The 24,339-nt window shown below is 72.8% G+C and carries 22 protein-coding genes; 11 read left to right on the top strand and 11 right to left on the bottom strand.

What is annotated here, in order from left to right; all coding sequences use genetic code 11:
* The first annotated feature begins 122 nt into the window (after positions 1–122).
* Positions 123–536: an SRPBCC domain-containing protein gene (locus tag ACFRCR_RS05195; protein ID WP_377675972.1), complete on the top strand. Its 414-nt coding sequence runs from the start codon at positions 123–125 to the stop codon at positions 534–536.
* A gap of 103 nt (positions 537–639) precedes the next feature.
* On the opposite strand, the gene ACFRCR_RS05190 is transcribed toward ACFRCR_RS05195, so the two are convergent.
* From ACFRCR_RS05190 to ACFRCR_RS05180, 3 genes are all read right to left on the bottom strand, one after another.
* A complete protein-coding gene (locus ACFRCR_RS05190; RefSeq protein WP_191796456.1) occupies positions 640–1,098 on the bottom strand; it encodes an OsmC family protein in 459 nt (152 codons plus the stop codon).
* 221 nt (positions 1,099–1,319) lie between these two features.
* Positions 1,320–3,887, bottom strand: coding sequence for an ATP-dependent Clp protease ATP-binding subunit (locus tag ACFRCR_RS05185; RefSeq protein ID WP_138825941.1), 2,568 nt, complete (start codon positions 3,885–3,887; stop codon positions 1,320–1,322).
* A 230-nt stretch (positions 3,888–4,117) separates the two neighbouring features.
* Positions 4,118–5,086 carry a YwiC-like family protein gene (locus ACFRCR_RS05180; RefSeq protein ID WP_377675970.1) on the bottom strand — a complete coding sequence of 323 codons (969 nt, stop codon included), beginning with the start codon at positions 5,084–5,086 and terminating at the stop codon, positions 4,118–4,120.
* Between the two features lie 183 nt (positions 5,087–5,269).
* On the opposite strand from ACFRCR_RS05180, the gene ACFRCR_RS05175 reads away from it, so the two are divergent.
* Both ACFRCR_RS05175 and ACFRCR_RS05170 read left to right on the top strand, forming a co-directional pair.
* Positions 5,270–5,896 carry a hypothetical protein gene (locus ACFRCR_RS05175; protein ID WP_191796458.1) on the top strand — a complete coding sequence of 209 codons (627 nt, stop codon included), beginning with the start codon at positions 5,270–5,272 and terminating at the stop codon, positions 5,894–5,896.
* A 152-nt stretch (positions 5,897–6,048) separates the two neighbouring features.
* Entirely contained in the window at positions 6,049–6,957 is a 909-nt protein-coding gene (locus ACFRCR_RS05170; protein WP_377675969.1) for a universal stress protein, read from the top strand.
* Here the strand turns inward: ACFRCR_RS05170 and ACFRCR_RS05165 are convergent.
* The 5 genes from ACFRCR_RS05165 to ACFRCR_RS05145 all read right to left on the bottom strand — a co-directional run bounded on the left by ACFRCR_RS05165 (position 6,954) and on the right by ACFRCR_RS05145 (position 13,340).
* Positions 6,954–8,999 (bottom strand): sigma-70 family RNA polymerase sigma factor, encoded by a 2,046-nt coding sequence (locus ACFRCR_RS05165; RefSeq protein ID WP_377675968.1) that lies wholly within the window; start codon positions 8,997–8,999, stop codon positions 6,954–6,956. The two genes, ACFRCR_RS05170 and ACFRCR_RS05165, sit on opposite strands and share 4 nt — an antisense overlap.
* A 270-nt stretch (positions 9,000–9,269) precedes the next feature.
* Positions 9,270–9,890, bottom strand: a complete 621-nt coding sequence (locus tag ACFRCR_RS05160) for a pentapeptide repeat-containing protein (protein ID WP_377675966.1) — start codon at positions 9,888–9,890, stop codon at positions 9,270–9,272.
* Positions 9,891–9,929: 39 nt separating this feature from the next.
* Positions 9,930–10,175 carry a hypothetical protein gene (locus tag ACFRCR_RS05155; RefSeq protein ID WP_377675965.1) on the bottom strand — a complete coding sequence of 82 codons (246 nt, stop codon included), beginning with the start codon at positions 10,173–10,175 and terminating at the stop codon, positions 9,930–9,932.
* Between the two features lie 144 nt (positions 10,176–10,319).
* Complete coding sequence (locus ACFRCR_RS05150; protein ID WP_377675964.1) at positions 10,320–11,249, bottom strand: ribonuclease Z; 930 nt, start codon at positions 11,247–11,249, stop codon at positions 10,320–10,322.
* 3 nt (positions 11,250–11,252) lie between these two features.
* On the bottom strand, positions 11,253–13,340 hold the full coding sequence (locus ACFRCR_RS05145) for an ABC1 kinase family protein (protein ID WP_377675962.1): 2,088 nt from the start codon (positions 13,338–13,340) through the stop codon (positions 11,253–11,255).
* A gap of 207 nt (positions 13,341–13,547) precedes the next feature.
* Between ACFRCR_RS05145 and ACFRCR_RS05140 the strand changes: the two genes are divergently transcribed.
* Both ACFRCR_RS05140 and ACFRCR_RS05135 read left to right on the top strand, forming a co-directional pair.
* Positions 13,548–15,143 carry an alpha/beta hydrolase gene (locus ACFRCR_RS05140; RefSeq protein ID WP_377675961.1) on the top strand — a complete coding sequence of 532 codons (1,596 nt, stop codon included), beginning with the start codon at positions 13,548–13,550 and terminating at the stop codon, positions 15,141–15,143.
* Positions 15,144–15,280: 137 nt separating this feature from the next.
* The gene (locus ACFRCR_RS05135) at positions 15,281–15,856 is read left to right on the top strand and encodes a DUF6993 domain-containing protein (RefSeq protein ID WP_377675959.1); all 576 of its coding nucleotides are present in this window, start codon (positions 15,281–15,283) and stop codon (positions 15,854–15,856) included.
* 157 nt (positions 15,857–16,013) lie between these two features.
* On the opposite strand, the gene ACFRCR_RS05130 is transcribed toward ACFRCR_RS05135, so the two are convergent.
* Positions 16,014–16,250 (bottom strand): hypothetical protein, encoded by a 237-nt coding sequence (locus ACFRCR_RS05130; RefSeq protein ID WP_377675957.1) that lies wholly within the window; start codon positions 16,248–16,250, stop codon positions 16,014–16,016.
* Between the two features lie 219 nt (positions 16,251–16,469).
* Between ACFRCR_RS05130 and ACFRCR_RS05125 the strand changes: the two genes are divergently transcribed.
* Complete coding sequence (locus ACFRCR_RS05125; protein WP_191792260.1) at positions 16,470–16,802, top strand: cupin; 333 nt, start codon at positions 16,470–16,472, stop codon at positions 16,800–16,802.
* An 81-nt stretch (positions 16,803–16,883) separates the two neighbouring features.
* On the opposite strand, the gene ACFRCR_RS05120 is transcribed toward ACFRCR_RS05125, so the two are convergent.
* Positions 16,884–18,098 carry an alpha/beta hydrolase family protein gene (locus ACFRCR_RS05120; RefSeq protein WP_377675955.1) on the bottom strand — a complete coding sequence of 405 codons (1,215 nt, stop codon included), beginning with the start codon at positions 18,096–18,098 and terminating at the stop codon, positions 16,884–16,886.
* Between the two features lie 191 nt (positions 18,099–18,289).
* On the opposite strand from ACFRCR_RS05120, the gene ACFRCR_RS05115 reads away from it, so the two are divergent.
* From ACFRCR_RS05115 to ACFRCR_RS05100, 4 genes are all read left to right on the top strand, one after another.
* Positions 18,290–20,590, top strand: coding sequence for a heavy metal translocating P-type ATPase (locus ACFRCR_RS05115; protein ID WP_377675953.1), 2,301 nt, complete (start codon positions 18,290–18,292; stop codon positions 20,588–20,590).
* Between the two features lie 9 nt (positions 20,591–20,599).
* The gene (locus tag ACFRCR_RS05110) at positions 20,600–21,046 is read left to right on the top strand and encodes a hypothetical protein (protein WP_377675952.1); all 447 of its coding nucleotides are present in this window, start codon (positions 20,600–20,602) and stop codon (positions 21,044–21,046) included.
* 84 nt (positions 21,047–21,130) lie between these two features.
* Positions 21,131–21,742 carry a DUF305 domain-containing protein gene (locus ACFRCR_RS05105; protein WP_377675951.1) on the top strand — a complete coding sequence of 204 codons (612 nt, stop codon included), beginning with the start codon at positions 21,131–21,133 and terminating at the stop codon, positions 21,740–21,742.
* A gap of 108 nt (positions 21,743–21,850) precedes the next feature.
* Positions 21,851–22,426: an alpha/beta family hydrolase gene (locus ACFRCR_RS05100; RefSeq protein WP_377675950.1), complete on the top strand. Its 576-nt coding sequence runs from the start codon at positions 21,851–21,853 to the stop codon at positions 22,424–22,426.
* 10 nt (positions 22,427–22,436) lie between these two features.
* Here the strand turns inward: ACFRCR_RS05100 and ACFRCR_RS05095 are convergent, their stop codons facing one another.
* Positions 22,437–23,255, bottom strand: a complete 819-nt coding sequence (locus tag ACFRCR_RS05095) for a formylglycine-generating enzyme family protein (RefSeq protein WP_377675949.1) — start codon at positions 23,253–23,255, stop codon at positions 22,437–22,439.
* 246 nt (positions 23,256–23,501) lie between these two features.
* Between ACFRCR_RS05095 and ACFRCR_RS05090 the strand changes: the two genes are divergently transcribed.
* Positions 23,502–24,287, top strand: coding sequence for a hypothetical protein (locus tag ACFRCR_RS05090; RefSeq protein ID WP_377675948.1), 786 nt, complete (start codon positions 23,502–23,504; stop codon positions 24,285–24,287).
* Positions 24,288–24,339 lie beyond the last annotated feature (52 nt).

The following is a 24,339-nucleotide window of genomic DNA, read 5'->3' as shown; positions in this document are numbered from 1 at the left end:
AGTTCGGGCTGTCGCCAGGCTCTCGGGACAGCCCGAACTGCACGCTCGACGCACACCCGCACGTGCCGACCCCCGCCCCGAGGGCTACGGTCGGGGAAAACCGCTCGAAGAGGAGAGGTCCCATGACCGGACTCGTCGCCACCGCCTCGATCCACATCGCCGCCCGCCCCGAGAGGGTGTGGGCCGAGCTCGTCCACCCCTCCGCGACCTGGATGCTGGGAGCCAACGTCGAGACGGACTACCAGCCGGGCAGCACCATCACGTTCGAGGGCCAGTACCAGGGCAAGCACTTCGAGGACCACGGCACGGTCCTCGAGGTCGACCGGCCCAGGACGCTGCGCTTCACGCACTTCTCCCCCACGAGCGGCGTGCCCGACGTCCCGGAGAACCACCACGAGATCGCGATCACGCTCGCCCCGGACCCGAAGGGCACGCGTGTGACGATCCGGCAGGACAACAACGACTCCCCCGAGGCGGTCGAGCACTCCGAGGAGCTGTGGCGCACCGCGCTCGCCTCGCTCGCGGGGCACGACTGACCCCGCAGGACCGCTGCCTCCCGCCCCCGCGGAGCGGCCCGGCGGGACGCCGTGCGCGGCAGGCCACACCCTCACGCCCGACGGCGTGGCCCGCCCTGCTCCGTCAGGCTGCCGAGGCCGGTGCCCCCGCGCGCACGACGCTGACCGGGGTCGCGTTCATCAGGTTGTCCGCGACGCAGCAGCGTTCCTCGGCGGCCACGAGGAGTGCGTCGATCTCCTCGGGGGTCGCGTCGGCGTCGACGTCGATCTCGAGCCGGATGCCCTGGAAACCCGCGCGGTCCGGGGTCGGGCGCCCCATCAGCCGCTGGGGGTTGAGAGATCCCGTCGCCGTGACGCTCAGGCTCCGCACCTCGATGCCGCGCTCCTTGGCGACCATGTGGGTCGTGATGTTGAGGCAGCCGGCGAGGCCGGACAGGACGAGCTCGACGGGGTTGGGGCCCGTGTCGTCGCCGCCGAGCGACGCGGGCTCGTCGATCGTGACGGAGAAGTCCCTGATCTGGACGTCGAGGCGCGTCGGGGACTTCGCGGTGCCGGTGACCGTCGCGGTGTACTGGGGTGCCATGTGCCTGCCGTTCTCCTTGAACTGATACTGATGTACCAGTTTCCCGCGCCGGAGTCGTCCAGCGTCAGGGACGTTGGTCCCGCACCCGCGGCCCTACGTCCCCGCCCCGCGCCACGACGTTCCCAGGTGCGCCGAAGGGCCCCGATCCCTGAGGATCGGGGCCCTTCGAGCCGGTCGGCGTCAGACGACCGGGGATCGACAACCGATGGCTGCCGGGAGGATCACTCCGCGCCGGCCTGCAGCTCGCCGGTCGGCGGGAGGTCGGCCGTCGAGATGCCCGCGGGGGCGTTGAGCGCTGCCGTCGCGGCGACGCTCACCGGGCCACGCTCGTGGTCGTCCTTGGAGACGCCACGGAACGTGAACTCGCCCAGCAGGCCCTCGCCCTCGGCATCGACCAGGACGATCTGGCCGGCCTTGAGCTCGCCGAACAGGATCTTCTCGGACAGCACGTCCTCGATGTCGCGCTGGATCGCGCGACGCAGCGGACGAGCGCCGAGGACCGGGTCGTAGCCCTTCTCGGCCAGCAGTGCCTTCGCGGCGGTCGTGAGCTCGATGCCCATGTCCTTGTCGCGCAGGCGCTTGTCCAGCTTGGCGATCATCAGGTCGACGATCTGGACGATCTCGGTCTGCGAGAGCTGCGGGAAGACCACCACGTCGTCGACGCGGTTGAGGAACTCGGGGCGGAAGTGCTGCTTCAGCTCGTCGTTCACCTTGGCCTTCATGCGGTCGTAGCTCGTCACGAGGTCGCCGCCGGCGTTGAAGCCGGTCTGCAGACCCTTGGCGATGTCCCGCGTCCCGAGGTTCGTGGTCATGATGATGACGGTGTTCTTGAAGTCCACCACGCGGCCCTGCGAGTCGGTCAGGCGACCGTCCTCGAGGATCTGCAGGAGCGAGTTGAAGATGTCGGCGTGCGCCTTCTCCACCTCGTCGAACAGGACCACGGAGAACGGACGACGACGGACCTTCTCCGTCAGCTGGCCACCCTCGTCGTAACCGACGTAGCCGGGGGGCGAACCGAAGAGACGCGAGACCGTGTGCTTCTCCGAGAACTCCGACATGTCGAGCTGGATGAGGGCTTCCTCGTCCCCGAAGAGGAACTCGGCGAGCGCCTTGGCCAGCTCGGTCTTACCGACACCCGTGGGGCCGGCGAAGATGAACGAGCCACCGGGACGCTTGGGGTCCTTGAGGCCTGCACGCGTGCGGCGGATCGCCTGGGAGAGCGCCTTGATGGCCGTCTCCTGGCCGACGACGCGCTTGTGCAGCTCGTCCTCCATCTTCAGCAGGCGCGACGACTCCTGCTCGGTGAGCTTGAGCACCGGGATGCCGGTCGACATCGCGAGCACCTCGGCGATCAGGTCCTCGTCCACCTCGGCGACGGTGTCCAGGTCTCCGGCCTTCCAGGCCTTCTCCTTGTCCGCGCGCTGCTGCGTGAGCTGCTTCTCGGTGTCGCGCAGACGCGCGGCCTTCTCGAAGTCCTGCTCGTCGATCGCGGACTCCTTGTCGCGACGCGCCTCGGCGATCTGCTCGTCGAGCTCCTTGAGCTCCGGCGGGGCGGTCATGCGACGGATGCGCAGGCGCGCGCCGGCCTCGTCGACCAGGTCGATCGCCTTGTCCGGCAGGTACCGGTCGTTGATGTACCGGTCGGCCAGCGTCGCGGCAGCCACCAGCGCGGCGTCCGTGATGGACACGCGGTGGTGCGCCTCGTAGCGGTCGCGCAGACCCTTGAGGATCTCGATCGCGTGCGGCAGGCTCGGCTCCGAGACGAGGATCGGCTGGAAACGACGCTCCAGGGCCGGGTCCTTCTCGATGTGCTTGCGGTACTCGTCGAGCGTGGTCGCACCGATGGTCTGGAGCTCGCCGCGAGCCAGCATCGGCTTGAGGATGCTCGCCGCGTCGATCGCGCCCTCGGCAGCACCCGCACCGACCAGCGTGTGGATCTCGTCGATGAACAGGATGATGTCGCCGCGCGTGCGGATCTCCTTGAGGACCTTCTTCAGGCGCTCCTCGAAGTCACCGCGGTAGCGGGACCCGGCGACCAGGGCGCCGAGGTCCAGCGTGTAGAGCTGCTTGTCCTTGAGCGTCTCCGGCACGTCGCCACGGACGATGTCCTGGGCGAGGCCCTCGACGACGGCCGTCTTGCCGACGCCCGGCTCACCGATCAGCACCGGGTTGTTCTTGGTGCGGCGCGAAAGGACCTGCATGACGCGCTCGATCTCCGAGGTGCGTCCGATGACGGGGTCGAGCTTGCCCTCGCGTGCGGCCTGTGTGAGGTTGCGGCCGAACTGGTCGAGCACGGCCGAGCCGGACGGCTGGCCCTCGGCAGGGCCACCCGCGGCGACGGGCTCCTTGCCCTGGTACCCGGACAGCAGCTGGATGACCTGCTGGCGCACGCGGTTGAGGTCGGCGCCCATCTTCGTGAGGACCTGGGCTGCGACACCCTCTCCCTCACGGATGAGCCCGAGCAGGATGTGCTCGGTGCCGATGTAGTTGTGGCCGAGCTGAAGGGCCTCGCGGAGCGAGAGCTCCAGGACCTTCTTGGCGCGCGGCGTGAACGGGATGTGCCCGCTGGGGGCCTGCTGGCCCTCGCCGATGATCTCGGTGACCTGCGAGCGCACACCGTCGAGGGAGATGTTGAGGGACTCCAGCGCCTTGGCTGCGACTCCCTCTCCCTCGTGGATGAGGCCGAGCAGGATGTGCTCGGTGCCGATGTAGTTGTGGTTGAGCATCCGTGCCTCTTCTTGGGCAAGGACGACGACCCGACGGGCTCGGTCGGTAAATCTCTCGAACATGTGCTGCTCCTCACGAGCGGCGTACACCCGCACCGGTGGTGCTCAGGCCTGACCGCAACGACTCTATCCGGGACCAACGGGGCCGACCCCACGGATATGCCCTTGTTCGCCAGGGGCGTGACGAGGGGCTCGCTCCGTGACCTTCGGCAGGACCGCGACCGGTGTCCGGAGGCTGTCCGTTCCGCCCGTCGGTGACCGTTAGGCGAGGTGGAGATGACCGAAACGCGAGGTCAGGGCACCACGGTCGCCGCAGCGCCCGCCCCGAGGGCGACCGACGCGCCCGACCCGTCGGTACCCGACGCGTCGGCGACCGACGTGCCCGACGCGCCCGACCCGACCGCCTCGAACGTCTGCGGCAGCACGAGGACGAGGACCGTCACGAGAACGCTCGCCGCGACCTCGCCCATCCCGAACTGCATCGGCGTCGCCTCCGTGCGCGGCACCCAGAGCGCACGCACCGTCAGCCCCGCGAACAGCGTGGCCGCGGGCCACCACACGAGCCCGGCGGCTGCGAGGGCGGCGGACGCGACCACGCCGGCCGTCAGGTGGTAGACGACCGACGCGACGCGGTAGGACCGCTCGCCGCGCTCACGGATCAGGGTCTTGACGTACAGGATCGTCCCCGCGAAGTACGCCAGCACCACCACGAACAGCGCCCACACCTGGGGCCACCCGATCCCCGCGACGCCCGTGACGCCGTCGGGCAGGGTCGTCCCCGGCCAGACGCCGGGGGCCCGGCCCGTGCCCGCCGCGAACGCGACCGGCATCATGAGGCACGCCGCGAGGACCGTGGCGCCGTCGTTGAGCAGCGAGCGTTCGGTGCGCCGGTACGAGCTCCACAGGCTCACCGCGACGAGCGGGGCGAAGAGCGGCACCCACGCCAGGAGATCGGGGCGCAGGAGCAGGACCGCGACGGCTGGGACGACCGTCGCGATCCCGTACGCCCGCACGGGCGGCCACCAGCGCGCCTTGAAGCGGGACTTCAACCACAGGCCGGTCGCGAAGAACGCGAAGTACCCGACGAACCACAGCGCGGCGAGGGGCACGTGCACCCAGGCCGGGCTGCCGAGGAAGACCCCGACCAGCAACGGCACGGCGAGCATCGCCCACGCGCCGTGCTGGTCGGGCACCCAGCCGGGGCCGCGGCGTCGTCGACGCCTCGTGGGACGCCGCTCAGGCTGCGTGCTCCCCTGGGTCATGTCCCGAGGCTGGCACGCGTCGTCGCAGACCAGGGCGTCGTCCCGGCGGGCGGACCACACGTTCCGCCGACCGGACTCACCCGCTCCCGACGTGCGCGACGGACGCGCCGCCAGCATCGTTGACCCCAGGACGCCACAGGGGCAGTCTCGAGGCAGGGGCACGCGCCAGTCCGAGGGAGGACGATGCACAAGCCGGACGAACCAGCAGGAGCCCACGAGTCGTGGGAGCAGATCGTCGCGCGCTTCGCCCGCTTCAGCGGTGTCGTCGGCGAGATCACCGACCCGCTCATGTGGGGCCTGGACCTCGAGGAGGAGACCGTCACCGGGACGGGGGGCGACGACCGCGACCCGACCGAGGAGCGCTTCCTGCGCGCGTACGTGTCGTTCGTCGGCGAGGCGGTCGACGTCGAGACGCTCCGCGTCGGGACGGACGACCCGCAGCAGGTCGAGGACATCGTGCGGGCTGCGCTCAGCGGTGCCCTCGCCGCTCCCCTGCACAACGACGCCCCCGACGGTACCGAAGGGCCGACCGGCGCCGACTTCGCCGACGCGTACCAGGACTACCGGTCCGCGATGCGGGCCATCGTGGAGGAGGTCGACAAGGCCCCCCTCCAGCACACGGCCTTCGTCGTCGACGACGTCTCGCACCCGTGCGTCCGGGTCGCCGTCCGGGCCACGGTCGCGGTGTACGTGCCGCTCGCCGACCGCGCCGTGATCGTGTCCGGGCCCGCGGACCTCGTGGACCGCGTGGACATCTCGACGGCCCCGATCCGCAACCTCCTGCACGGCGACGACGGGCCGCGCTTCTGAGATCGTGGCACGGTCCCGGCGATGCTGACGGTCCCTCGTGATCAAGCAGACACGCCCAGGCGTGACGTCGCCCGCGGGACCGGCGAAGATGGAGGTGCGGACGGCGCACAGGAGCGCTGGACGATCGTCGAACGAGAGAGCAGGTGACGTCGATGAGTGACGTGGTCGTCGGTGTGGACGGATCGGTCCAGTCCCAGGAAGCCCTCGACTGGGCCCTCGTCGAGGCGGGTTCGCGAGGCGTGCCGCTCACCGCGGTCCTCGCCTGGGAACCCTCCTGGAAGGACGGTCCGCGCCCCTCGGAGCCGGCCGACTTCAGCCACCTCGCGGACCTCAAGCAGGACCAGGTCCTGACCCTCCTGGACGAGGCCCGCCACCGGACGGGCGTCGAGGCCGTCACGCACGCGGAGCAGGTCCAGGGCTCGGCGGCCACCGCGCTGCTGGCCCGTGCGGAGCACTCGGAGATGCTCGTCGTGGGCAGCCGTGGGCTGGGGCGCCTGGGTCGGTTGGTGCTGGGTTCGGTGTCGTCGGCCGTGGTCCAGGGCGCGACACAGGTCCCGGTCACGGTCGTGCGGTCCGCCGACGGCGACGCCGCGGACGACGCCGGAGCCCCGGCCGCGGCCGACGCGCCTTCGCGCGTCGTCGTGGGCGTCGACGGCTCGCGCACGTCGGTGCACGCGCTGCGCCACGGTCTCGAGGTCGCCCGCCGCACGGGCGCCGTCCTGGACGCGGTGTTCTGCTGGCAGATCGTCACGCTGGCCCCGCTGCCCGACTCGTGGGGCTGGACCCCGCCCGTCGACGACTACGAGAAGTTCGCCGGCGAGCAGCTCGACCGCGCGCTCGAGGCCGCGGGAGTGGACCTGCCCGAGGACCAGGTCCGCCGCAGCGTCGTGCACGCCCACCCCGCGAAGGGGCTCATCGAGGCGGCCGAGGGCGCCGAGCGCCTGGTCGTCGGCAACCGAGGGACGGGCGGGTTCGACCGCCTCCTGCTGGGCTCGGTGAGCCGCCAGGCCGTCGAGTACGCGTCGTGCCCGGTGACCGTGGTCCGTCGCCCGACCGACTAGCTCGGTGGCTGGTCGATCGTGAACGTCGAGGTCACGACCGGCCCGACGGCGCCCGTCTCCCGGTCGACGTAGCGCAGCCCGAGCGTGTGCTGCCCCGGGCCGAGACCCGAGGCGACCAGGTCGATCGGCCTCCCCGGCATGGTGTGCAGGTTGCCGGTCGACCGGCCGTCGAGGAACGCCTCGGTCGTGAGCCCGGCACGCCCGTCGATGCGCACCGTGACGGACGGTGCCCACGGGATCGACCCGCCGTCGGCGGGGGCGAGGATCGTCGGCAGCAGGAACGTGAACGGCCCCGGGACGGTCGTCGCCTCGGAGGTCGTGCCGTTGCGCTCCTGCGTCACGGTGAGCGTCTCCCACACGGTCGCGCTGCCCGACGGCGTCGCTCGCCACGTGCCGTCGGGCGCGACGTCCGCGCTGGCCACGACGGCTGAGGTTCCGCGGCTGGTCGCCGACACCGTCACGATCGCGCCGGGCTCGCCCGTGCCCGTGAGCTCGGGCAGGAAGACCAGCTCGCCCGCGGGCGGGGCCACCAGGGTCGGCGCGGCGGGCGCCGGGTCGACCGGGTCGACCGGCGGTTCTGGGTCGACCGGTGGGTCCACCGGAGGTTCCGGGTCCACAGGCGGAGTCACCGGTGGCCCCGGGTCCACCGGCGGGTCGACAGGCTCGGAGGGCGGGTCGGCCGGCTCCACCGGTGGCACCACGGCAGGAGCTGCCGGGTCGGGCGCCGGGCGGACGGGGTTCGTCGCGCGACCGGTACCCGCTGCGCGGGAAGGCTGGTCCGCCGCGGAGTCGTCGTCCTGCCCTGCCGCCGGTGCGGTCTCCGGGAGGATCTCGTCGGGGACGGTCGTGGGATCGGTCGGGTCCGCCCCGGGCACGAGGGCCAGCCCGTCGGCCGACGGGGCCTGGGACGCCCCGTCGGCCGAGGTCTGCGGTCCGGAGTGCTCCGCCACGACCGGCGGGGTGGCGCCCCACGGCTGTGCGACCGCGACCGCCCCGACCGCGACGGCGACACCGGCGGTGACGAGCGCGAGGATCGCCCCGCCGGAGAGCCCTGACGTCGTGGCCGCACCGACGGCCCCGGCACCTGCTGCACCCGCGGAGGCGCTGCCCGCGGAGCCGCCGGACCCGGTCGGCTCGCCGACCGCCCCGTCGCCGGACCCGCCGGCCGTCGCCCCGCCCGGGGCGCCCGCGGCGCCGAGGGCGAGATCCGCCGTCGGGTCGATGAAGACGCCCTTGGCAGGGACGAAGCCCGCTCCGCCGAGGGCCGCCGAGGTGCCGCCCAGGACGGCCGGGACGCCCAGCACCAGCGGGACGAGCAGGAGGCCCAGCCGCGAGGCGACCTGGTCGACCTCGTCGACCAGGATGGAGCACGACAGGCATCCCGTGAGGTGCTCCTCGAAACGGTCCTTGTTCCGCGCGCTCAGGGAACCCCGGTTGAAGTCGCCCATCTGCTCCGCGGCCCAGCGGCACTCGTCGGAGACCGCGGCCGTGTTGACGTGGGCCTGGAGCCAGGACCTGCGCAGCCCCTCGCGCGCCCGGTAGGCCAGGGCCGAGACCGACCCCGCGCTCAGGCCGAGCAGCGGCGCGACCTCGCGGGCGTCCATGCCCTCGACCTCGGTGTACCAGAGCACGGCCTGCCACCTGGCGGGCAGGGCCTTGAAGGCCGTGACGGTGACCGACCCCTCGACCACGACGTCGGCCATGTCCACGGGGTCGACGACCTCGGGTACCTGGTCGACCGCGATCGGGTCCGGCGCGTGCGACCACGTGATCGCGACGCTGCGGATGGTCTGGTAGAGGTACGGGCGGAACGGACCGGTCGGTCCCTTGCCCGACTGGATCGCGCGCAGGATGCGCAGGAAGGACTCCTGGACCAGGTCGTCCGGGTCGAACGACGACGTGACGCGACGGGCCGCGCCGCGCCCGGCACCCGAGTGACGCGACCACAGGACCGCGTACGCGTCCTGCGAGCCCCCGCGGACGGCGTCGACCAGCTCCTCGTCGGCCAAGGCCCGGAGGTCGGTCTCGCTCGTCGTCGACATAGGTGGGTCCTTCCACGGCGTGCCCGACGGTCGGGCGTGAAGCGCCTGTCAGGAGGAGAGACACGCTCGCGAGGCGATCATGACGCGAACGTGACGCGTCTCACCGGGGTGTCGGGCGGCATCGGCGTGTCGTCGAGGTCCGCACGGCCCACCCACCTTCAGTGCGTCCGCACGGCCCAACCACCCTCAGTGCGTCCGCACGTCCCACCCACCCTCAGTGCGTCCGCACGGCCCACCCACCCTCAGTGCGTCCGCACGGCCCACCCACCCTCAGTGCGTCCGCACGTCCAGGCCCAGGGCCTCCGCGACCACGAGCGCCTGCGCCGGGTCCACGATCGCCCCCTGCACGATGCTGCTCAGAGGATCGAGCGCGCTGAGGTCACTGCCGCGCAGGTCGGTGCCCGTGAAGTCGGCCTTGTGCAGCCAGGCCCCGGACAGGTCGAGGTCGCGCAGCACGGCCCCCTGGCAGCGAGCGCCCGTCAGGTCCGCCTCGCGGAGCCGGGCGCCCGTGATCGAGGCGCTGCGCAGGTCCGCCCCGGGCAGGCCCACGAACGACCAGTTGCCCCCCACGACCTTGAGGAGGTCGAAGCTGCACTCGGTGAACATCGAGCCCACCGCCTTGCAGCGCGTGAACGTGGTGTCGAAGAACGAGCAGCGCGAGAACGTGCAGTTCGCGAAGGCCGAGTCGGTGTGGGTCGACGCGTTGAACCGGACGTTGCGGAACGTGCACTCGGTGAACGTGGCGCCCGTCGTCGTGATCTCGGAGAAGTCGCAGTCGCCGAACGCGACCCGCTCGAACGTCTCGCCGTCGAGGTCCCGGCCGTACCAGTCCTCGCGGTCGACCGAGGAGTCGGTGGGCGGGGTGGGGGTGCCGTGCGCGCGATCAGCCATGAGGTGGACCGTAGCGGCAGGCACCCACGGCCGTGGACCCTACCTCCGGCCGAGCCCCCGGCGCACCGCGTAGATGACGAACCCCGCCCCGGCGAGACCGACGAGCCAGCCCCCGGTGCCGAGCACGGGCCCGCTCGTGCAGTAGGAGGCGCCGGGCGTGACGGAGTCGACGCACTGGCCCGCCTGGACGCTCACCGCGAGGAAGGACACGACCGCGGCCACCACGGCGAGGAGCAGCCAGCCCCAGCGGAGGCGGCGTGGTGCGTCGTCGGGCGCGTCGGGCATGCTCCCACGGTAGTGGTGCCGAACACGGGATTCCGAGCCGTCGAGCACGGGGAAAGTGCCGCCATCCCCACGAGAACGACCTCAACCCCGTTCTCGGCAGCCAGCGGCCGCAGCGGCCGACAGGTTCCGGCGTCAGCAGCCGGCTCAGTGCACGCGCGGCGGGACCTGCACCCGGTCGAGGTCCTCGGCGACCGTGAGCTCGCCGTCGAACACCGTCCTGGCCTCGGCCCAGAACTCGGCCGGGTCCTGGTAGCGCTGCGAGAAGTGGGTCAGGACGAGCGACCGGACCCCGCACTCGGCCGCGACGGTCGCCGCCTGGAGCGCGGTCAGGTGACCGAACGCGTGCGCGAGGTCGCGGTCGCGGTCGAGGAACGTCGACTCGATCACGAGCAGGTCGACGCCGCGCGCGAGCGAGAAGACCGCGTCGCACAGCCGCGTGTCCATGACGAACGCGAACGACTGTCCCGGCCGCACGACGCTCACGTCCTCGACCCTCACGGTCCGGCCGTCACCCACCTCGACGACGCCCTCGCGCTGGAGCAGCCCGACCGCCGGTCCGTGGATCCCGGCCGCCGCGAGCCTGTCGGGGACCATGCGCCGACCGGCGGGCTCGTCGAGCCGGTAGCCGAACGCCTCGACGCCGTGGTCGAGCCGCTCGGCGCGCAGGGCGAACCCGGGTGCGGTCCGGAGGGGTGGGACGAGCCCGTCGGCGGACAACGGCTGCAGCGCAAGCTCCGCACGGTGGTGGTAGGACGTGGCGTCGAGCAGGTGGTCGACCCACGTCGCGCCCGACGCCGGGAAGGACACCGGGACCGTGTGCGGCACACCGTCCAGGCTGATCCGCTGCACGACGCCGGCCAGCCCCAGGCTGTGATCGCCGTGCAGGTGCGTGATCGCGATCCGCGTGAGATCCGTCGCGGACACCCCCGCCCGCAGCATCTGCCGCTGCGTGCCCTCCCCCGGGTCGAACAGGACGGCCTCGTCGTCCCAGAACAGGACGTAGCCGTTGTGGTTGCGCGTCCGGGTGGGTACCTGGCTGGCGGTGCCGAGGACGACGAGCTCACGTCGGGACATCTCCTACCAGCCCCTGTCCGCCGGGGCGCCACGGAACGCGTAGATCAGCACCCGGATGCTGAGCACCGCGCCGACGAACAGCATCACGGCCCCGAAGACCGAGTACCAGCTCAGGTCGTTCGTGAGCTGCGGCCCGTTCTCCGCGATCAGCAGGAACACCCCGCCGACGACGCTCGCAGCCGCGATGATCGTCGAGATGACCTGCTGCACGAGGCTCGTGACGAACCTCCGGTCACCGAGGTCGGAGAACGCCCGGACGTTGACCGTGAACCTCCCCGCCTCGAGGTCCGACGTGATCTTGTTGAGGCGCCGCGGCAGGCGCTCGATCGACGGGGCGAACGCCAGGAGCTGGGCCCCGGCCTTGGCCCGGATCTTGCGCAGGCTGACCATGTTGCGCAGCAGCTCCTCGCCCTCGTCGCGCGCCGAGGAGACGAGCTCGAACGAGGGCGACAGGACGTGCAGCGTCCCGTCGAGCGCCGCGATCGTGCGGAACGCCGCGGCGACCTGCGACGGCACCCCCATGCCCGCGTCGTTCACGAGGCGGACCATCGCGGCGAACAGCGAGCCGCTGCTCGCGGCCCCGCCCCCGCGGAACCGCAGGATGAGCTGCCCGACCGAGCGTTCGAACCGGCGCTCGTCGAAGCTGTCGGGCTGGTCGAGGAGCTCGATGAGCGCATCGGTCGCCGCGATCGAGTCGTCGGCCTCGACCGCGAGCAGCACGGCGGCCAGCGCGACCCGCTCGGCCTCGTCGAGCCGGCCCACCGAGCCGAAGTCGAGCAGCCCGAGCGATCCGTCGTCGCGCAGGAGGACGTTGCCCGGGTGGAGGTCGGCGTGGAACACCCCGGTCACGACGATCTGGTCGAGCGTGACGCGCAGCAGGCGGGCCGCGATGTCGTGGCGCGCGTCGTCGTCGAACGTCGCGAGGAGGTCGGCCGCGTCCCCGACGGGCGTGCCGTCGAGGCGGTCCATGACCAGGAGCGTCGAGCTCGACAGCTCGGGATGGACGCGGGGGATCTCGACGAGGGGCACGTTGGCGTCGGTGTCGTCGACCTGGTGGACCCCGGGCAGCGGGTGCCGCTTGGAGCGCCGGATCGTCGCGAGCGCGCCCTGCACGTCGAGCGTGTTCTCGAGTTCGGTCGTGTAGTCGAGCTCCTCGCGCAGCGAGGCCGCGAACCCCTCGGCGAGGTCCATGATGCCGAGCGACGGGCCCCACGACGTGTCGCGCTGGAGCCTGCGCGCGATCCGCAGCACGATCCGCAGGTCGCCCAGGACCTGCTGGCGTGCCCCGGGCCGTTGGACCTTGACGACGACCTCGCGGCCGTCGAGCAGCGTCGCGCAGTGCACCTGCCCCACCGAGGCGGACGCGATGGGGTCGGGGTCGAGGTGCGCGAACACGGTGTCCACGGGAGCGCCGATCGACCGCGTGACCATGGCCTCGATCTGCGCCCAAGGTGCCGGTGGGACCTGGCTCTGGAGCCGCGACAGCTCCTCGACGTACACCGCGGGAAGCAGGTCCGCGCGGGTCGAGAGCATCTGGCCGAGCTTCACGAACGTCACGCCCGCGTCGCTCAGCGCGGCCCGCAGCTCGCGTGCCACGGCCCTCTCCTCGGAGTCCGTGGTCCGCTGGTGGCTGCGCCGCCGGGCGCCGCGCCCGAAGAACCCGCCCAGGCCGTGGCGGACCATGATCCCCATGATCTGGGTGTAGCGCCACAGGTCCTTGGACCCGCTGCGCAGCTCGACGACCGCACGCCACGGGGTCGGGATGCTGCCCGTGGGCACCAGGAGCTCCAGGACGAGCAGCAGCCCGAGGCCGATCACAAACGACCACGCCCACGCGAGGACGATGATCACGAGGACGACCCCGGGGTGGACCGTGAGCGACCCGTCGGGTTCCTGCACCCCGAGCTGCTGGAACCCCTCAGTGAGCCCCCACGACCCGAGCGTCACGACGAGGATCGTCATGAGGATCGACCGGATCCACCCGACCGGCACCCCGAGGACCCTGCGGGCCGTCGCCGCGAGCAGGAGGACCATGACGAGCGTGGCGGCAGCGGTGAACAGCGCCGCCCCGATCGAGGAGAGGATCTGCATGGCCCCTACTCTCCCGCTCGCCGGGTGAGAGCGCAGGAGGACACGCGTCGGGTGAGGACGCTCCTCTCGTCGGCGCTCGTGCGCCGAGGTCCCGAGGTGCATGTCCGACATGGTCGTGTTCGGATGGTCCCGATGACTTCGCGATCGATGACGACACGAGTCCGCGCCGCAGCGTCAACGCTGGCGGCGGTCCTTCTCCTGGGTGGCGTGCCTGCCGTGGCCGCCACCGGGCCGGGGGGTGATCCGCCGTCGCCGGGCGGGCAGGTCGAGGTCCCGGTGCCGCAGATCGCGTGGGGTCCGTGCGACGGCACGGGCCTCGAAGCCTTCGAGTGCGCGAGCGTCGAGGTCCCCACGGACTACGACCGTCCGCGGGCCCGGACGACGATCGGCCTGACCCGCCTGCCCGCGACCGACCCCGCGCAGCGCGTCGGGAGCCTGTTCACGAACTTCGGCGGTCCGGGCGGCCCGGGCGTCGAGGCCCTCCACCAGCTCGGTGGGACGCTGTTCGACGACGAGGTGCTCGCCCGGTTCGACGTGATCGGGTTCGACCCGCGCGCGGTCGGGACGTCCGACCCCGCGACGTGCTTCCGCGACGCCGAGCGAGAGACGGCGTTCATGTCCGGCGTGCCGGCGTTCCCCGTGACCGACCGTGAGGAGCGGCGCTTCCTCGGGCAGATGGCGACGCTGGGGGCGTCGTGCACGCTGTTCTCCGGGGACCGCATCTCGCACTCGTCGACCGCGAACGTCGCACGTGACATGGACCTGCTGCGCCAGGCCGTCGGTGACGACGAGCTCAGCTACGTCGGCTACTCGTACGGCACGGTCCTCGGGGCCACGTACGCGGCGCTCTTCCCGGACCGGGTCCGCGCGATGGTGCTCGACGGGACGATGGACGTCGACGCGTGGTCGGGCGTCGGGTCCGACGAGCTGCTGGGCGCGCGCATCGGGCAGGCCGCGGGCGCGACGGAGACGTTCGGGGAGTTCGCGCGGCTGTGCGCCGAGGCGGGCCCGTCGGCCTGTGCGCTCGCGTCGCTCGGTGACCCGGCCGAGGTCGTCGAGGCGACGTACTCGGCCCTGCGCGAGGCTCCCGTCGCGGTGCCGCTCCCGGACGGGTCGACCGTCCGGATCGGGTACCCCGAGGCCGTGGCGCTCGTCTTCTCCTACCTCTACGAGCCCGTCGCCTGGGGCGACCTCGACCTGACGCTCGCGGGCCTCGCGGTGCTGAGCGGCGCCGTCGGGCCGCCTGCCGCGGACGCGCCGAGCGCCCGCAGCGCCGCCCCGTCGCTCGGGGAGCTCCTGCGCCGCGCCGGGTACGCGCAGGACTACCCGTCGGTCGGGGGCGCGCTCGCGAGCCTGTGCGTGGACGTCACGACGCCGGGCGCCCCGCAGTCGTACGCGGCGAAGGTCGACGCGCTCGACGCGCAGTACCCGCACTTCGGCCGCTTCCGCGGCTGGGTGGGGATCCAGTGCGAGTTCGTCCCGGTGACCGACCGGGACGCGTTCACCGGTCCGTGGGACCAGACGACCGACGCGCCGGTCCTCGTGGTCGGCACCCGGTTCGACCCGGCGACGCCCTACGCGTCCACCCAGCCGTACGCCGACCGCTGGCCCGACGCGCGCGTGCTGACTGTCGAGGGCTGGGGGCACACGATCATCGGCAAGTCCGCGTGCGCCGACGCCGCGGTGGCCCGCTACCTCGTCGACCTCGAGGCGACCGACGGCGCGACGTGCGCCCAGGACACGGTCCCGTTCCAGGGGCCGACGGTCCCTCTCGGCGAGGCGCTGCGGCTGCCGGTGACGTAGACCGTGACGGTGACGGCACGACGCGGGGCGAGGACGGTCCGACCGTCCTCGCTCCGTCGCGTGCCGTGCGTGAAGATCTCGCGCAGGGTCGAGCCTTGCGCTGGACGCGTCGGCCGCAGCGCGGCGAGACTCGCCGGATGAGCCGCCCCCTGCCCGACGACGTCACGCCCGCCGGTCGTTCGCGTGCGGCCACGTGGGTGGTCCGGGTCGTGGTCGGGCTCGCGGCCCTCGTCACGGTCGCGCTCGTCGTGGCCGTCGTGGGCTACGTCGTCCTGGTGAACCGGTGGGCCGACGCGTACGACGTGTCTCCGGAGGTGCCCCCCGCGGTCACCGGGCCGACGGACCCGACCCCCGAGCCGGAGAACCAGGGGCTCGACTCCTCGAACGAGGCCTACCGCGAGCGCCGCGGGACCCCCGCGTCGGACGCCGAGGCCGCGCTGTCCGTCCCGGCGGTCGAGGCCGCGCTCACCCCGCTCGTCACGGGCGACCCGTTGCGCCACGACGACGTCGTGGCCGCGCTGACCGGCGCAGGGTTCGAGACGTTCGGCGTGACCCCCGGGACGACCCCGTCGGGCGACCCTGCGACGAGCTTCGGGGTCGGCGTGAGCGTCCCGGGAGGCTGCGTCTACGGCGGCGTCACACCGGAGGGGGTCATCCTCGAGGCGGGCGGACCGATCGCCGACGGCGGCTGCCTGGAGATGCCGACCCACTGACCCCGGCTGTGCCCGCGGCTGTCCGACCCGCCGCCCGGGCCACCGGCACGCGTCGTCGGCGTGCTGGGTTCACCGTCACGCCCACCGAGTGTGCAGTTTTGGTCGTCCGTCGCGGCGGACGACCGCCACAGGTGCACACTCGACGCGGCGCGCGGTTCTAGGCCGACGCGGCCTCGGGCCGGGCATCGCCCGGGTTGGCACGCTCGAGCGCTGCCCGGTAGACGCGCAGGCGCTCGACCTGCAGGTCGGAGAACAGGGGTGCGTCGACGTCCTCGACCGGCTGCGTCCGCAGGAAGTCGAGGATCTCGGTCTCGGTCTCGTCGATCTCGGCGAGACGTTCGCGATCGGCGTCGTTGAGGAGCTGCCAGACGTCGACGAAGGTGGGCACGTGCATCACCCCATGCTCTGTCACCCGTCCCCGGATCGCGCGTCGACCTGCCGACGAGTGACGGGCGTCACACGATCCACACGCGCCCTCTCCCAGGAGGCCACATCCGCGGGCACGACGGGCGCGCGCGGTGAGCGACGCCGTCGGGCACCCCGCGCGCACCGGGCGAACCGGACGCCCGACCGCCATGATGGAAGCCCCGCCCCCACCCGATCGGAAGCCTCCATGACGAACCTCGAGCTGCTCACCGACGCGCACCTCACGCGCGCCCGCGACGGCGACAACGGCCGCAGCGCGGAGGTCGTGCTGCACGACGGCGTCCTGCGCCAGACGATCATCGCGATCCTCGCGGGCGTCGAGCTCGGCGAGCACAACTCGCCGCCCGCCGCGAGCATCCAGGTGCTGCGCGGCCGCGTCCGCGTCACCGCGCTCGAGGGCGACGAGGAGGTGGGGCCGGGTGAGCTGCGCGTGCTCACGCACGAGCGGCACGCCGTCGCCGCCCTGGAGGACTCGGCGTTCCTCCTGACGACGGTCACGAGCGTGCCCACGGCACCCTGACGAGCGCACCCGGGTGCCGAGAACGAGGTTGAGGTCGTCATCCACCGCAGGACGTCCCCAGTCCCGTTCTCGGGACCCCGGCTACGCAGGCGCGCCGTCGTACTCGAGGGTCTCGTCGAGCCAGTCGTAGACGCGGCGGTGGAAGACCGCCCGGCCCGTCATCTCGCAGTGCCCCGTGGCGCCGTCCTCGGGGCCGAGCTCGACGTACTCGGTCGGGCACGTGAGGTTCTCGGCGAGGGTCCGGGCCGAGGCGGAGAGGTCGTCGCCCACGGTGCGGCACACGAGCACCGGGCAGCGGATCAGGTGCTCACGCCCTCGCATCGTGTAGTCGTGGGACAGCCTGATGAGGTCGAGCGGGTCGCGCACGCCGTGCACCCACAGGTTCCGGCGCAGCGCCCAGCCCGCCGAGGGCTTCTTGAGGAGCTGGTGGAGCGTCGTCTCGACGACCCGGAGCGCGGCACCGCGGTCGTCGTCGAGGTGGCCCGCCAGGAGCGAGGGGAACTTCGCGGTGACCGTGTCGAACAGGTCGTAGGGTCCGCTGTCGGCGATGCAGGCCGCGAGGCGGTGCTCCCCGGACGCGGCGCGGGGCGCGAGGTAGCCGCCGAAGCTCCAGCCGTGCACCACGATGCGCTGCGGGTCCACCTCGTCGAGGGTCAGGGCGTGGTCGACGACGGCGCTCGCCACGGTCTCCCAGTCCGGGCGGAACGGGATGCCCTGGTCGAGGATCACGCTGCCCTGACCCGGGCCGTCGAACGCGAGCACGTCGTACCCCCGGTCGAGGGCAGCGACCGCGTTCGCGAAGTACAGCTCCTCGGCGGTGCCGTCGTAGCCGTCGACGAGCAGGACCGTGGGGCGCGGGCGCCCGTCGTCGGCGGCCCGGAAGAAGTAGCCCGGGAGCGTCCCGCCCTCGAACGGGATCTCGAGCACGTCCGGCGGAAGGTCCAGGAGCGCGGCCGCCTTGCGGAACGTCTCGGTCTGGCGGCGCGAGCTCTCCCGGAACCGGTCGTCGACGGGAGCCCCCATGAGGAAGAGCCCCGCGGTGCGGTAGTAGTTCGAGGCGCGCAGCCAGGCTCCGCGGGCGCTGACCCGGTGACCCGCGATGTCGCTCTCCTCGGCCGTCTTCTCGACGCGCGCGGCGGTCGCGGACCACTCGTCGTACCACTGGTTCCCGTCGGTCCGGGTGATGCGACGGGCCGTCTCGAGGCACTCGCCGATCTCCGCACCGCCCTGCGCGGTGTAGGCGAGCGCTCGGACGAGCTGCGCGTCGAAGAGCTCGTCGTGAAGGACCAGGCTCATGGCTGCTCCGCCCGTCGTCGGGCTTTCAGGCTAGGTCCGCGATCGGGGCTCCGCGCGTCGGCGTCGCGCGGCTTCCTCTTGACGGACCGGGAATGCTGCGGCAGGATCAGGAGTTATCGATACCCCTAGGGGGTATATCGGGCGCCAAGGTCGCCCGGCGCGATACGAGGGAGGACGGGACAGTGAATCCCATGGACCACGACGAGCACGGCGACCACACGGGTCACGGCGGGCACGCAGGTCACGACGACCACGAGCACCCCGTGGGCCGCGACGGCTCGCTCGCGGGCCACGGCGGGCACGCCGGCCACGCAGCGACCGTCGCGCCTGCGAGCGACGACGCCCACGCGGGCACGGACCACGCCGGGCACGACATGTCGACCATGACCGCGACGGACCACTCGGCTCACGCCGGCCACGCGGGTCACGCCGGTCACGCCGACCACTCGGCCCACGCGGGCGGCCACGAGGACCACTCCGCGCACGGCGGCCACCAGGGCCACGGCGGCCACTCGGGCCACGTCGCGATGTTCCGTCGCCTGTTCTGGATCATGCTCGCCCTCGCGGTACCGACGGTCGGCGCGAGCATGATGTTCGCCTCGATCATCGGCTACCCGCTCCCGGACGTCCCGGGCATCGCGTGGATCTCGCCGGTCCTCGGCACGGTCATGTACGTGTGGGGCGGCAAGCCGTTCCTCACGGGTGCGGTCGACGAGCTCAAGGCCCGCAAGCCGGGCATGATGCTGCTCGTCGCGCTCGCGATCACGGTCGCCTTCGTGTCGTCGTGGGGCGCGAGCCTGGGGATCCTGTCGCACGAGCTCGACTTCTGGTGGGAGCTCGCGCTGCTGGTCGTGATCATGCTGCTGGGCCACTGGATCGAGATGCGGTCGCTCGCGCAGTCGTCGTCGGCACTCGAGTCGCTCGCCGCGCTGCTGCCCGACGAGGCCGAGCGCGTGAGCGCCGACGGCCAGGTGACCACCGTGTCCCCGACCGACCTGGTCGTGGGCGACGTCGTCGTTGTGCGTCCTGGCGGGCGCGTGCCCGCGGACGGCCTGGTCTCCCAGGGGGCGGCGGACGTCGACGAGTCGATGATCACGGGCGAGTCGCGCCCGGTGCGCCGGACGGTCGGTGACCACGTCGTGGCCGGGACGGTCGCGACCGACCAGGCGCTGCGCGTCACGGTCGACGCGGTCGGTGACGACACGGCGCTCGCGGGCATCCAGCGTCTGGTGACGCAGGCCCAGGCGTCGTCGTCGCACGCGCAGCGCCTCGCGGACCGCGCCGCGGGCTGGCTCTTCTGGTTCGCGCTCGGCGCCGCGGTGCTGACTCTCGCCGCGTGGAGCGTCTGGGGCACGCCGGAGAGCGCGCTGATCCGGACCATCACGGTCCTCGTCATCGCGTGCCCCCACGCGCTGGGCCTCGCGATCCCGCTCGTGGTGTCGATCTCGACCGAGCGCGCGGCCAAGGCAGGCGTGCTCGTCAAGGACCGCATGGCGCTCGAGCAGATGCGCACGGTCGACGCCGTCCTGTTCGACAAGACCGGCACCCTGACCAAGGGCGAGCCCGTCGTGACGCACCTGATCGCGACGTCGGGCACCGAGGACGAGCTGCTCGCGCTCGCGGCGGCCGTCGAGGCCGACTCGCAGCACCCCCTCGCCCGCGCGATCGTGGGTGCCGCCGCCGCCAAGGGCGTGCAGGTGCCGCGTGCCGAGGACTTCCAGTCCTCGACCGCGGTGGGCGTCTCAGGTCTCGTGGACGGTCGCCGGGTCGCAGTGGGCGGCCCGTCGCTCCTGCGGGAGCACGGCCTCGACCCCGTGCCCGACGCCGCCGCATGGGAGGGCGAGGGCGCGACGGTCCTGCACGCGCTCGACCTGAGCTCCGGTACCCCGCAGGTCCTGGGCGGCTTCGCGCTGGCCGACGAGATCAGGCCCGAGTCCCGCGAGGCGATCGACGCCCTGCACCGACGCAACATCCGGGTCGTCATGATCACCGGTGACGCGCAGGCGGTGGCACAGTCGGTCGCGGACGAGCTCGGCATCGACGAGGTGTTCGCCGGGGTCCGCCCGGGCGACAAGGGCGACAAGGTCTCCGAGCTCCAGGCGCGCGGGCACAAGGTCGCGATGGTCGGCGACGGCGTCAACGACGCCCCCGCCCTCGCCCAGGCGGACGTCGGCATCGCGATCGGTGCGGGCACCGACGTCGCCATCGCGTCGGCGGGGGTCATCCTCGCGAGCGACGACCCGCGCTCGGTCCTGTCGGTCATCGAGCTGTCCCGGGCCAGCTACCGCAAGATGAAGCAGAACCTGTGGTGGGCCGCCGGGTACAACCTGGTGTCGGTGCCCCTCGCGGCGGGCGTCCTGGCGCCGGTCGGGTTCGTCATGCCGATGGCCGTCGGCGCGCTGCTCATGTCCTTGTCGACCGTGATCGTGGCCCTCAACGCGCAGCTCCTGCGCCGGCTGGACCTCGACCCCGAGCGCGTGGCAGCCTCGTAGGCGATGTCCGTGATGTCCCCGATCGCCCCGGCCGGGACCGTGTCGACCGCCCACCTGGTCGATGCGGTCCGGCCCGCCCGAACCGTCGGCCTCGTCCGGCGGTTCGTGGTGCTGCTCGGGATGGTGGTGCTGCTCGGCGGGTTCGTCGGGATGCACCAGATGTCGGGCAGCCCCGTGGCGCACGGTCCCGCGCACACCGTCGCCGCCGAGGCGGCTCCCCACGCCGCGGGCGACGTGGGCGCGGAGGAGGAGGCGCCGTCGGGCACGGGGCACGGCGAGATGGAGGCCATGTGCCTCTTGGTGCTCGTCGCGATGGTCTCGCTCGGTGGCCCGGCGCTGGTGCGCCGCCTGCCCGACGGCGTCACGCACCTCGCGCGCGTCGTCGCGCCCTGGTGGCGGCGCGGGTCGGTGCTGCGGCCGCCGTCGCTGGTCGCGCTCGGGATCAGTCGGAGATAGGAGCCCGGCCCGACCAGGGCCGCAGCGACCGTCACCGTCACGGGGTACCCGTGGCACACCGACCGATCACCCGAAGGACGACTCATGAACAAGCACACCCTGACCAAGGTCGGCATCGGCCTGACCCTCGGCTCGACGCTGGTCCTCGCGGGCTGCGCCGACGCCGGCGACGGCGGAGACATGGAGGGCCACGACATGGGCAACGGCTCGCCGTCACAGGACACGGGGGCTGACGCCGCCGGGGCGAACGACGCGGACGTCATGTTCGCGCAGATGATGATCCCGCACCACGAGCAGGCGCTCGTGATGTCGCGCATCGTGCTCGACACGGAGGGCGTCGACCCTGCGGTCGTCGACCTCGCGACGCGCATCGAGAGCGCACAGGAGCCCGAGATCGCGACCATGGAGGGCTTCCTCGACGAGTGGGGCGCGGAACCGATGGGTGACCACTCGGGCCACGAGATGGACGGGATGCTGAGCGAGGCGGAGATCCAGGCGCTCGAGGCGGCGGACGCCGCGACCGTCTCACGCCTGTTCCTCGAGGGCATGATCGCCCACCACGAGGGGGCCGTGGACATGGCCGAGGCCGAGATCGCGGACGGCGAGAACGCCGAGGCGCTCGCCCTGGCCCAGGAGATCGTCGACGCCCAGGAGCAGGAGATCCAGGAGATGCGAGAGCTCTTGGCGACTCTCTAGCGGTCCAGCCAGGTGCCGACCACGGGGTTGAGGTCGTTCTGAGCAGATTGACGACCTCAACCCCGTGGTCGACCGCAGGAAAGTCCCGCCGCTGCGAGACTGGACCTCATGACGGGATCCTCTCGCGCTGCGGTCGGCGGGCTTCTTCTCACGCCGGGGGCCGGGGCGGGTCGCGACCACCCGACGCTCGTCGCGGTCGAGGAGGCCGTCGTGCCGCTGCCCGTGCGCCGGGTGGACTTCCCGTACCGGCTCGCCGGGAAGCGCATGCCGGACCGGGCGCCGGTCGCGGTCGCGCACCTGGTCGAGGAGGCGGCGCGCTTCGCGGCCGAGGAGGGGTTCGCGCCCGACCGGCTCGTGCTCGGCGGCCGCTCCTACGGCGGACGCATGTGCTCGATCGCCGTGGCCGAGGGCCTGCCCGCGGCCGGGCTCGTGCTGCTGAGCTACCCCCTGCACCCGCCGGGCAAGCCCGACAAGCTGCGCGTCGACCACTTCCCACAGCTCACGGTCCCAGTGCTCTTCGTGTCCGGCACGACCGACCCGTTCGGCTCTCCCGAGGAGTTCGACGAGCACGTCGCCGCGATCCCCGGGCCGGTCACCCAGGTGCGCCTGCCCGGTGCCCACGACGTCCGGAACGACCACGCGGCGGTGAGCGACGCCGTCGTGCAGTGGCTCGCGACGCTCTGAGGTCCGCAGTTCAGAGCCCGCGCAGCGGGGTCCAGCCGACCGGCCGCAGTCCGCGGACGTCGGCACGCTCGCGGTCGGCCGCGGCCGACCACCCTTGCGCCTCGAGCGCCCCGCGCTGCCCGACGGCGCCACGCGCCACCCGGAATCCCACGTCCTCGAGCACGGCGTCGGGCGCGCTGCCCCGGCGTACCGAGGCGCGCACGCTCCACTCGCGGTCCGCCCACCCTCCCCCGCGCAGGCTGCGGTAGTCGCCGTAGCGCGCGGTGTCGGCGTAGTCCCAGCACCATTCCCAGACGTTGCCGAGCTGGTCGTGCGTCCCGAGAGCGTTGGGTGCCTTGCGGCCGACGGGCTGCGGGCCCTGGACCTGGTCGGTAGCGGTCCAGGCGACGTCGGCCGGCGGTCCGTAGGTCGGGGTGGTCGTCCCCGCGCGGCACGCCCACTCCCACTCGGCCTCGGTCGGCAGCCGGAACCCGTCGGCGCCGACGTCCCAGCGGACCGCACGGCCGTCGAGCACGTAGGCAGGAGCCAGGCCCGCGGCGGTCGATGCCGTGTTGCACCAGCGCACCGCGTCGAACCAGGTCACGGGGTGCGCGGGGACGTCGCCGGGCCGGGAGCCTTCCGGGGCAGCGCTGCGCGAGGGCCCGCTGCCCTGCGGGGTGGGGACGGAGCGGAGCTCCGCCCACGTGATCGGGGTCCGACCGATCTCGAAGCCCTGGAGGGTCACGTCCCGGGCTGTGCCGGTGCGCGCGTCGCGCAGGGCGAGCGCGCCGCCGGGGACGGGGACGAGCAGGGGCGGGGCGGAAGCCGGGGGCGCGCTCGCGGGAGCCATGCGACGAGGGTAGCCACGCCGGTCGTCGCCCCTGGGTGGACCGACACGCGGGCGACACGCGAGCGACACGCTGGGAGCGCTTCCACAATCACCCGGTCCCGAGTACCTTTGGCGCTGATATGTCGCGTTCGCCCCGTCGATCCGGGCATGTCGGACGAGTACGGTGATCAACCGTCCGGCACCAGCCCCGCTCGCACCCGAGAGCCGAGGGCGTCCCCTCCCGCCACCCTCGAAAGGTCCTCCTCGATGCGCGCAGCGCCCGTCGCCCTCCTCACGGCAGCGATCCTCGTGGCCACCCCCACGATCGCGTCCGCAGGGTCCGACTCCCCCACCCCGTACACCGTGACCGCGAGCGGCGTGACCCTGCCCGCGGGCCAGGCGTTCCGCGAGCACGGGCACGTCAACTACCGCGCGACCGCGCTCGACGGGACGGGCGAGCAGAGCTTCAACGTCCACCTCGAGACGGCCAACGGCCGGTCGACCGCGGCGTACGTCGGCGCGAGCTTCCTCGACTTCGCAGGAGCCGTCGCCGCGTTCCCCGCCGGGTTCTGCGTGACGTGGGTCCAGGTCGAGGGCTTCGACGAGCACTTCGGCGAGGGCGGCCAGGCGCCCGTGTGCACGCCGACGCCGACGCCGCTGAGCCCGGCCCCGCCCGTCACGCGGCCCGTCCCGTCGCCGGTCCCGAGCAGCGAGGTGCCCGACGACGGCACGCCGGTCGAGGCACCCACCTCGCCTCCGGTCGCGGAGGCTCCGACGACGGCGCCGGTCACGGAACCCGAGCTCGCCGCGACAGGTCCCGCGCCCGAGGACGTTCCCGTGGCGGGTGCGACACCGGTCGCGCGGCCCGTCCCGTCGGCGGCGCCCGGTGCGGCGGCGCCTGGTGCGGCAGCGACCGACGCTGCGACGGCGGCCGACGACGAGGGTCTCGCGGCGACCGGCTCGAACGCGCTGCTCGTCGCGGGCGGGGCGGTCGTGCTGCTGGCCGCCGGGATCGCCGCGGTGCTGCTGAGCCGCCGGTCGCGGCGCGCCTGACCCTCTCCCGGAACGAGATGGGTGGTTCGGTCCGAGACGGGTTGCTGGGTCG

The sequence above is a fragment of the Oerskovia sp. NPDC056781 genome, from assembly GCF_042789955.1.
Classification (GTDB): Bacteria; Actinomycetota; Actinomycetes; order Actinomycetales; family Cellulomonadaceae; genus Oerskovia; species Oerskovia rustica.
Note: the sequence above shows the minus strand (reverse complement) of the source record. Positions and strands in the feature narration are given on the sequence as shown.

Excerpts from the sequence above, each read along its gene's own strand:
- ACFRCR_RS05195 (WP_377675972.1), top strand. The coding sequence starts at position 123 with ATGACCGGACTCGTCGCCACCGCCTCGATCCACATCGCCGCCCGCCCC.
- ACFRCR_RS05190 (WP_191796456.1), bottom strand. The coding sequence starts at position 1,098 with ATGGCACCCCAGTACACCGCGACGGTCACCGGCACCGCGAAGTCCCCG.
- ACFRCR_RS05185 (WP_138825941.1), bottom strand. The coding sequence starts at position 3,887 with ATGTTCGAGAGATTTACCGACCGAGCCCGTCGGGTCGTCGTCCTTGCC.
- ACFRCR_RS05180 (WP_377675970.1), bottom strand. The coding sequence starts at position 5,086 with ATGACCCAGGGGAGCACGCAGCCTGAGCGGCGTCCCACGAGGCGTCGA.
- ACFRCR_RS05175 (WP_191796458.1), top strand. The coding sequence starts at position 5,270 with ATGCACAAGCCGGACGAACCAGCAGGAGCCCACGAGTCGTGGGAGCAG.
- ACFRCR_RS05170 (WP_377675969.1), top strand. The coding sequence starts at position 6,049 with ATGAGTGACGTGGTCGTCGGTGTGGACGGATCGGTCCAGTCCCAGGAA.
- ACFRCR_RS05165 (WP_377675968.1), bottom strand. The coding sequence starts at position 8,999 with ATGTCGACGACGAGCGAGACCGACCTCCGGGCCTTGGCCGACGAGGAG.
- ACFRCR_RS05160 (WP_377675966.1), bottom strand. The coding sequence starts at position 9,890 with ATGGCTGATCGCGCGCACGGCACCCCCACCCCGCCCACCGACTCCTCG.
- ACFRCR_RS05155 (WP_377675965.1), bottom strand. The coding sequence starts at position 10,175 with ATGCCCGACGCGCCCGACGACGCACCACGCCGCCTCCGCTGGGGCTGG.
- ACFRCR_RS05150 (WP_377675964.1), bottom strand. The coding sequence starts at position 11,249 with ATGTCCCGACGTGAGCTCGTCGTCCTCGGCACCGCCAGCCAGGTACCC.
- ACFRCR_RS05145 (WP_377675962.1), bottom strand. The coding sequence starts at position 13,340 with ATGCAGATCCTCTCCTCGATCGGGGCGGCGCTGTTCACCGCTGCCGCC.
- ACFRCR_RS05135 (WP_377675959.1), top strand. The coding sequence starts at position 15,281 with ATGAGCCGCCCCCTGCCCGACGACGTCACGCCCGCCGGTCGTTCGCGT.
- ACFRCR_RS05130 (WP_377675957.1), bottom strand. The coding sequence starts at position 16,250 with ATGCACGTGCCCACCTTCGTCGACGTCTGGCAGCTCCTCAACGACGCC.
- ACFRCR_RS05125 (WP_191792260.1), top strand. The coding sequence starts at position 16,470 with ATGACGAACCTCGAGCTGCTCACCGACGCGCACCTCACGCGCGCCCGC.
- ACFRCR_RS05120 (WP_377675955.1), bottom strand. The coding sequence starts at position 18,098 with ATGAGCCTGGTCCTTCACGACGAGCTCTTCGACGCGCAGCTCGTCCGA.
- ACFRCR_RS05115 (WP_377675953.1), top strand. The coding sequence starts at position 18,290 with ATGGACCACGACGAGCACGGCGACCACACGGGTCACGGCGGGCACGCA.
- ACFRCR_RS05105 (WP_377675951.1), top strand. The coding sequence starts at position 21,131 with ATGAACAAGCACACCCTGACCAAGGTCGGCATCGGCCTGACCCTCGGC.
- ACFRCR_RS05100 (WP_377675950.1), top strand. The coding sequence starts at position 21,851 with ATGACGGGATCCTCTCGCGCTGCGGTCGGCGGGCTTCTTCTCACGCCG.
- ACFRCR_RS05095 (WP_377675949.1), bottom strand. The coding sequence starts at position 23,255 with ATGGCTCCCGCGAGCGCGCCCCCGGCTTCCGCCCCGCCCCTGCTCGTC.
- ACFRCR_RS05090 (WP_377675948.1), top strand. The coding sequence starts at position 23,502 with ATGCGCGCAGCGCCCGTCGCCCTCCTCACGGCAGCGATCCTCGTGGCC.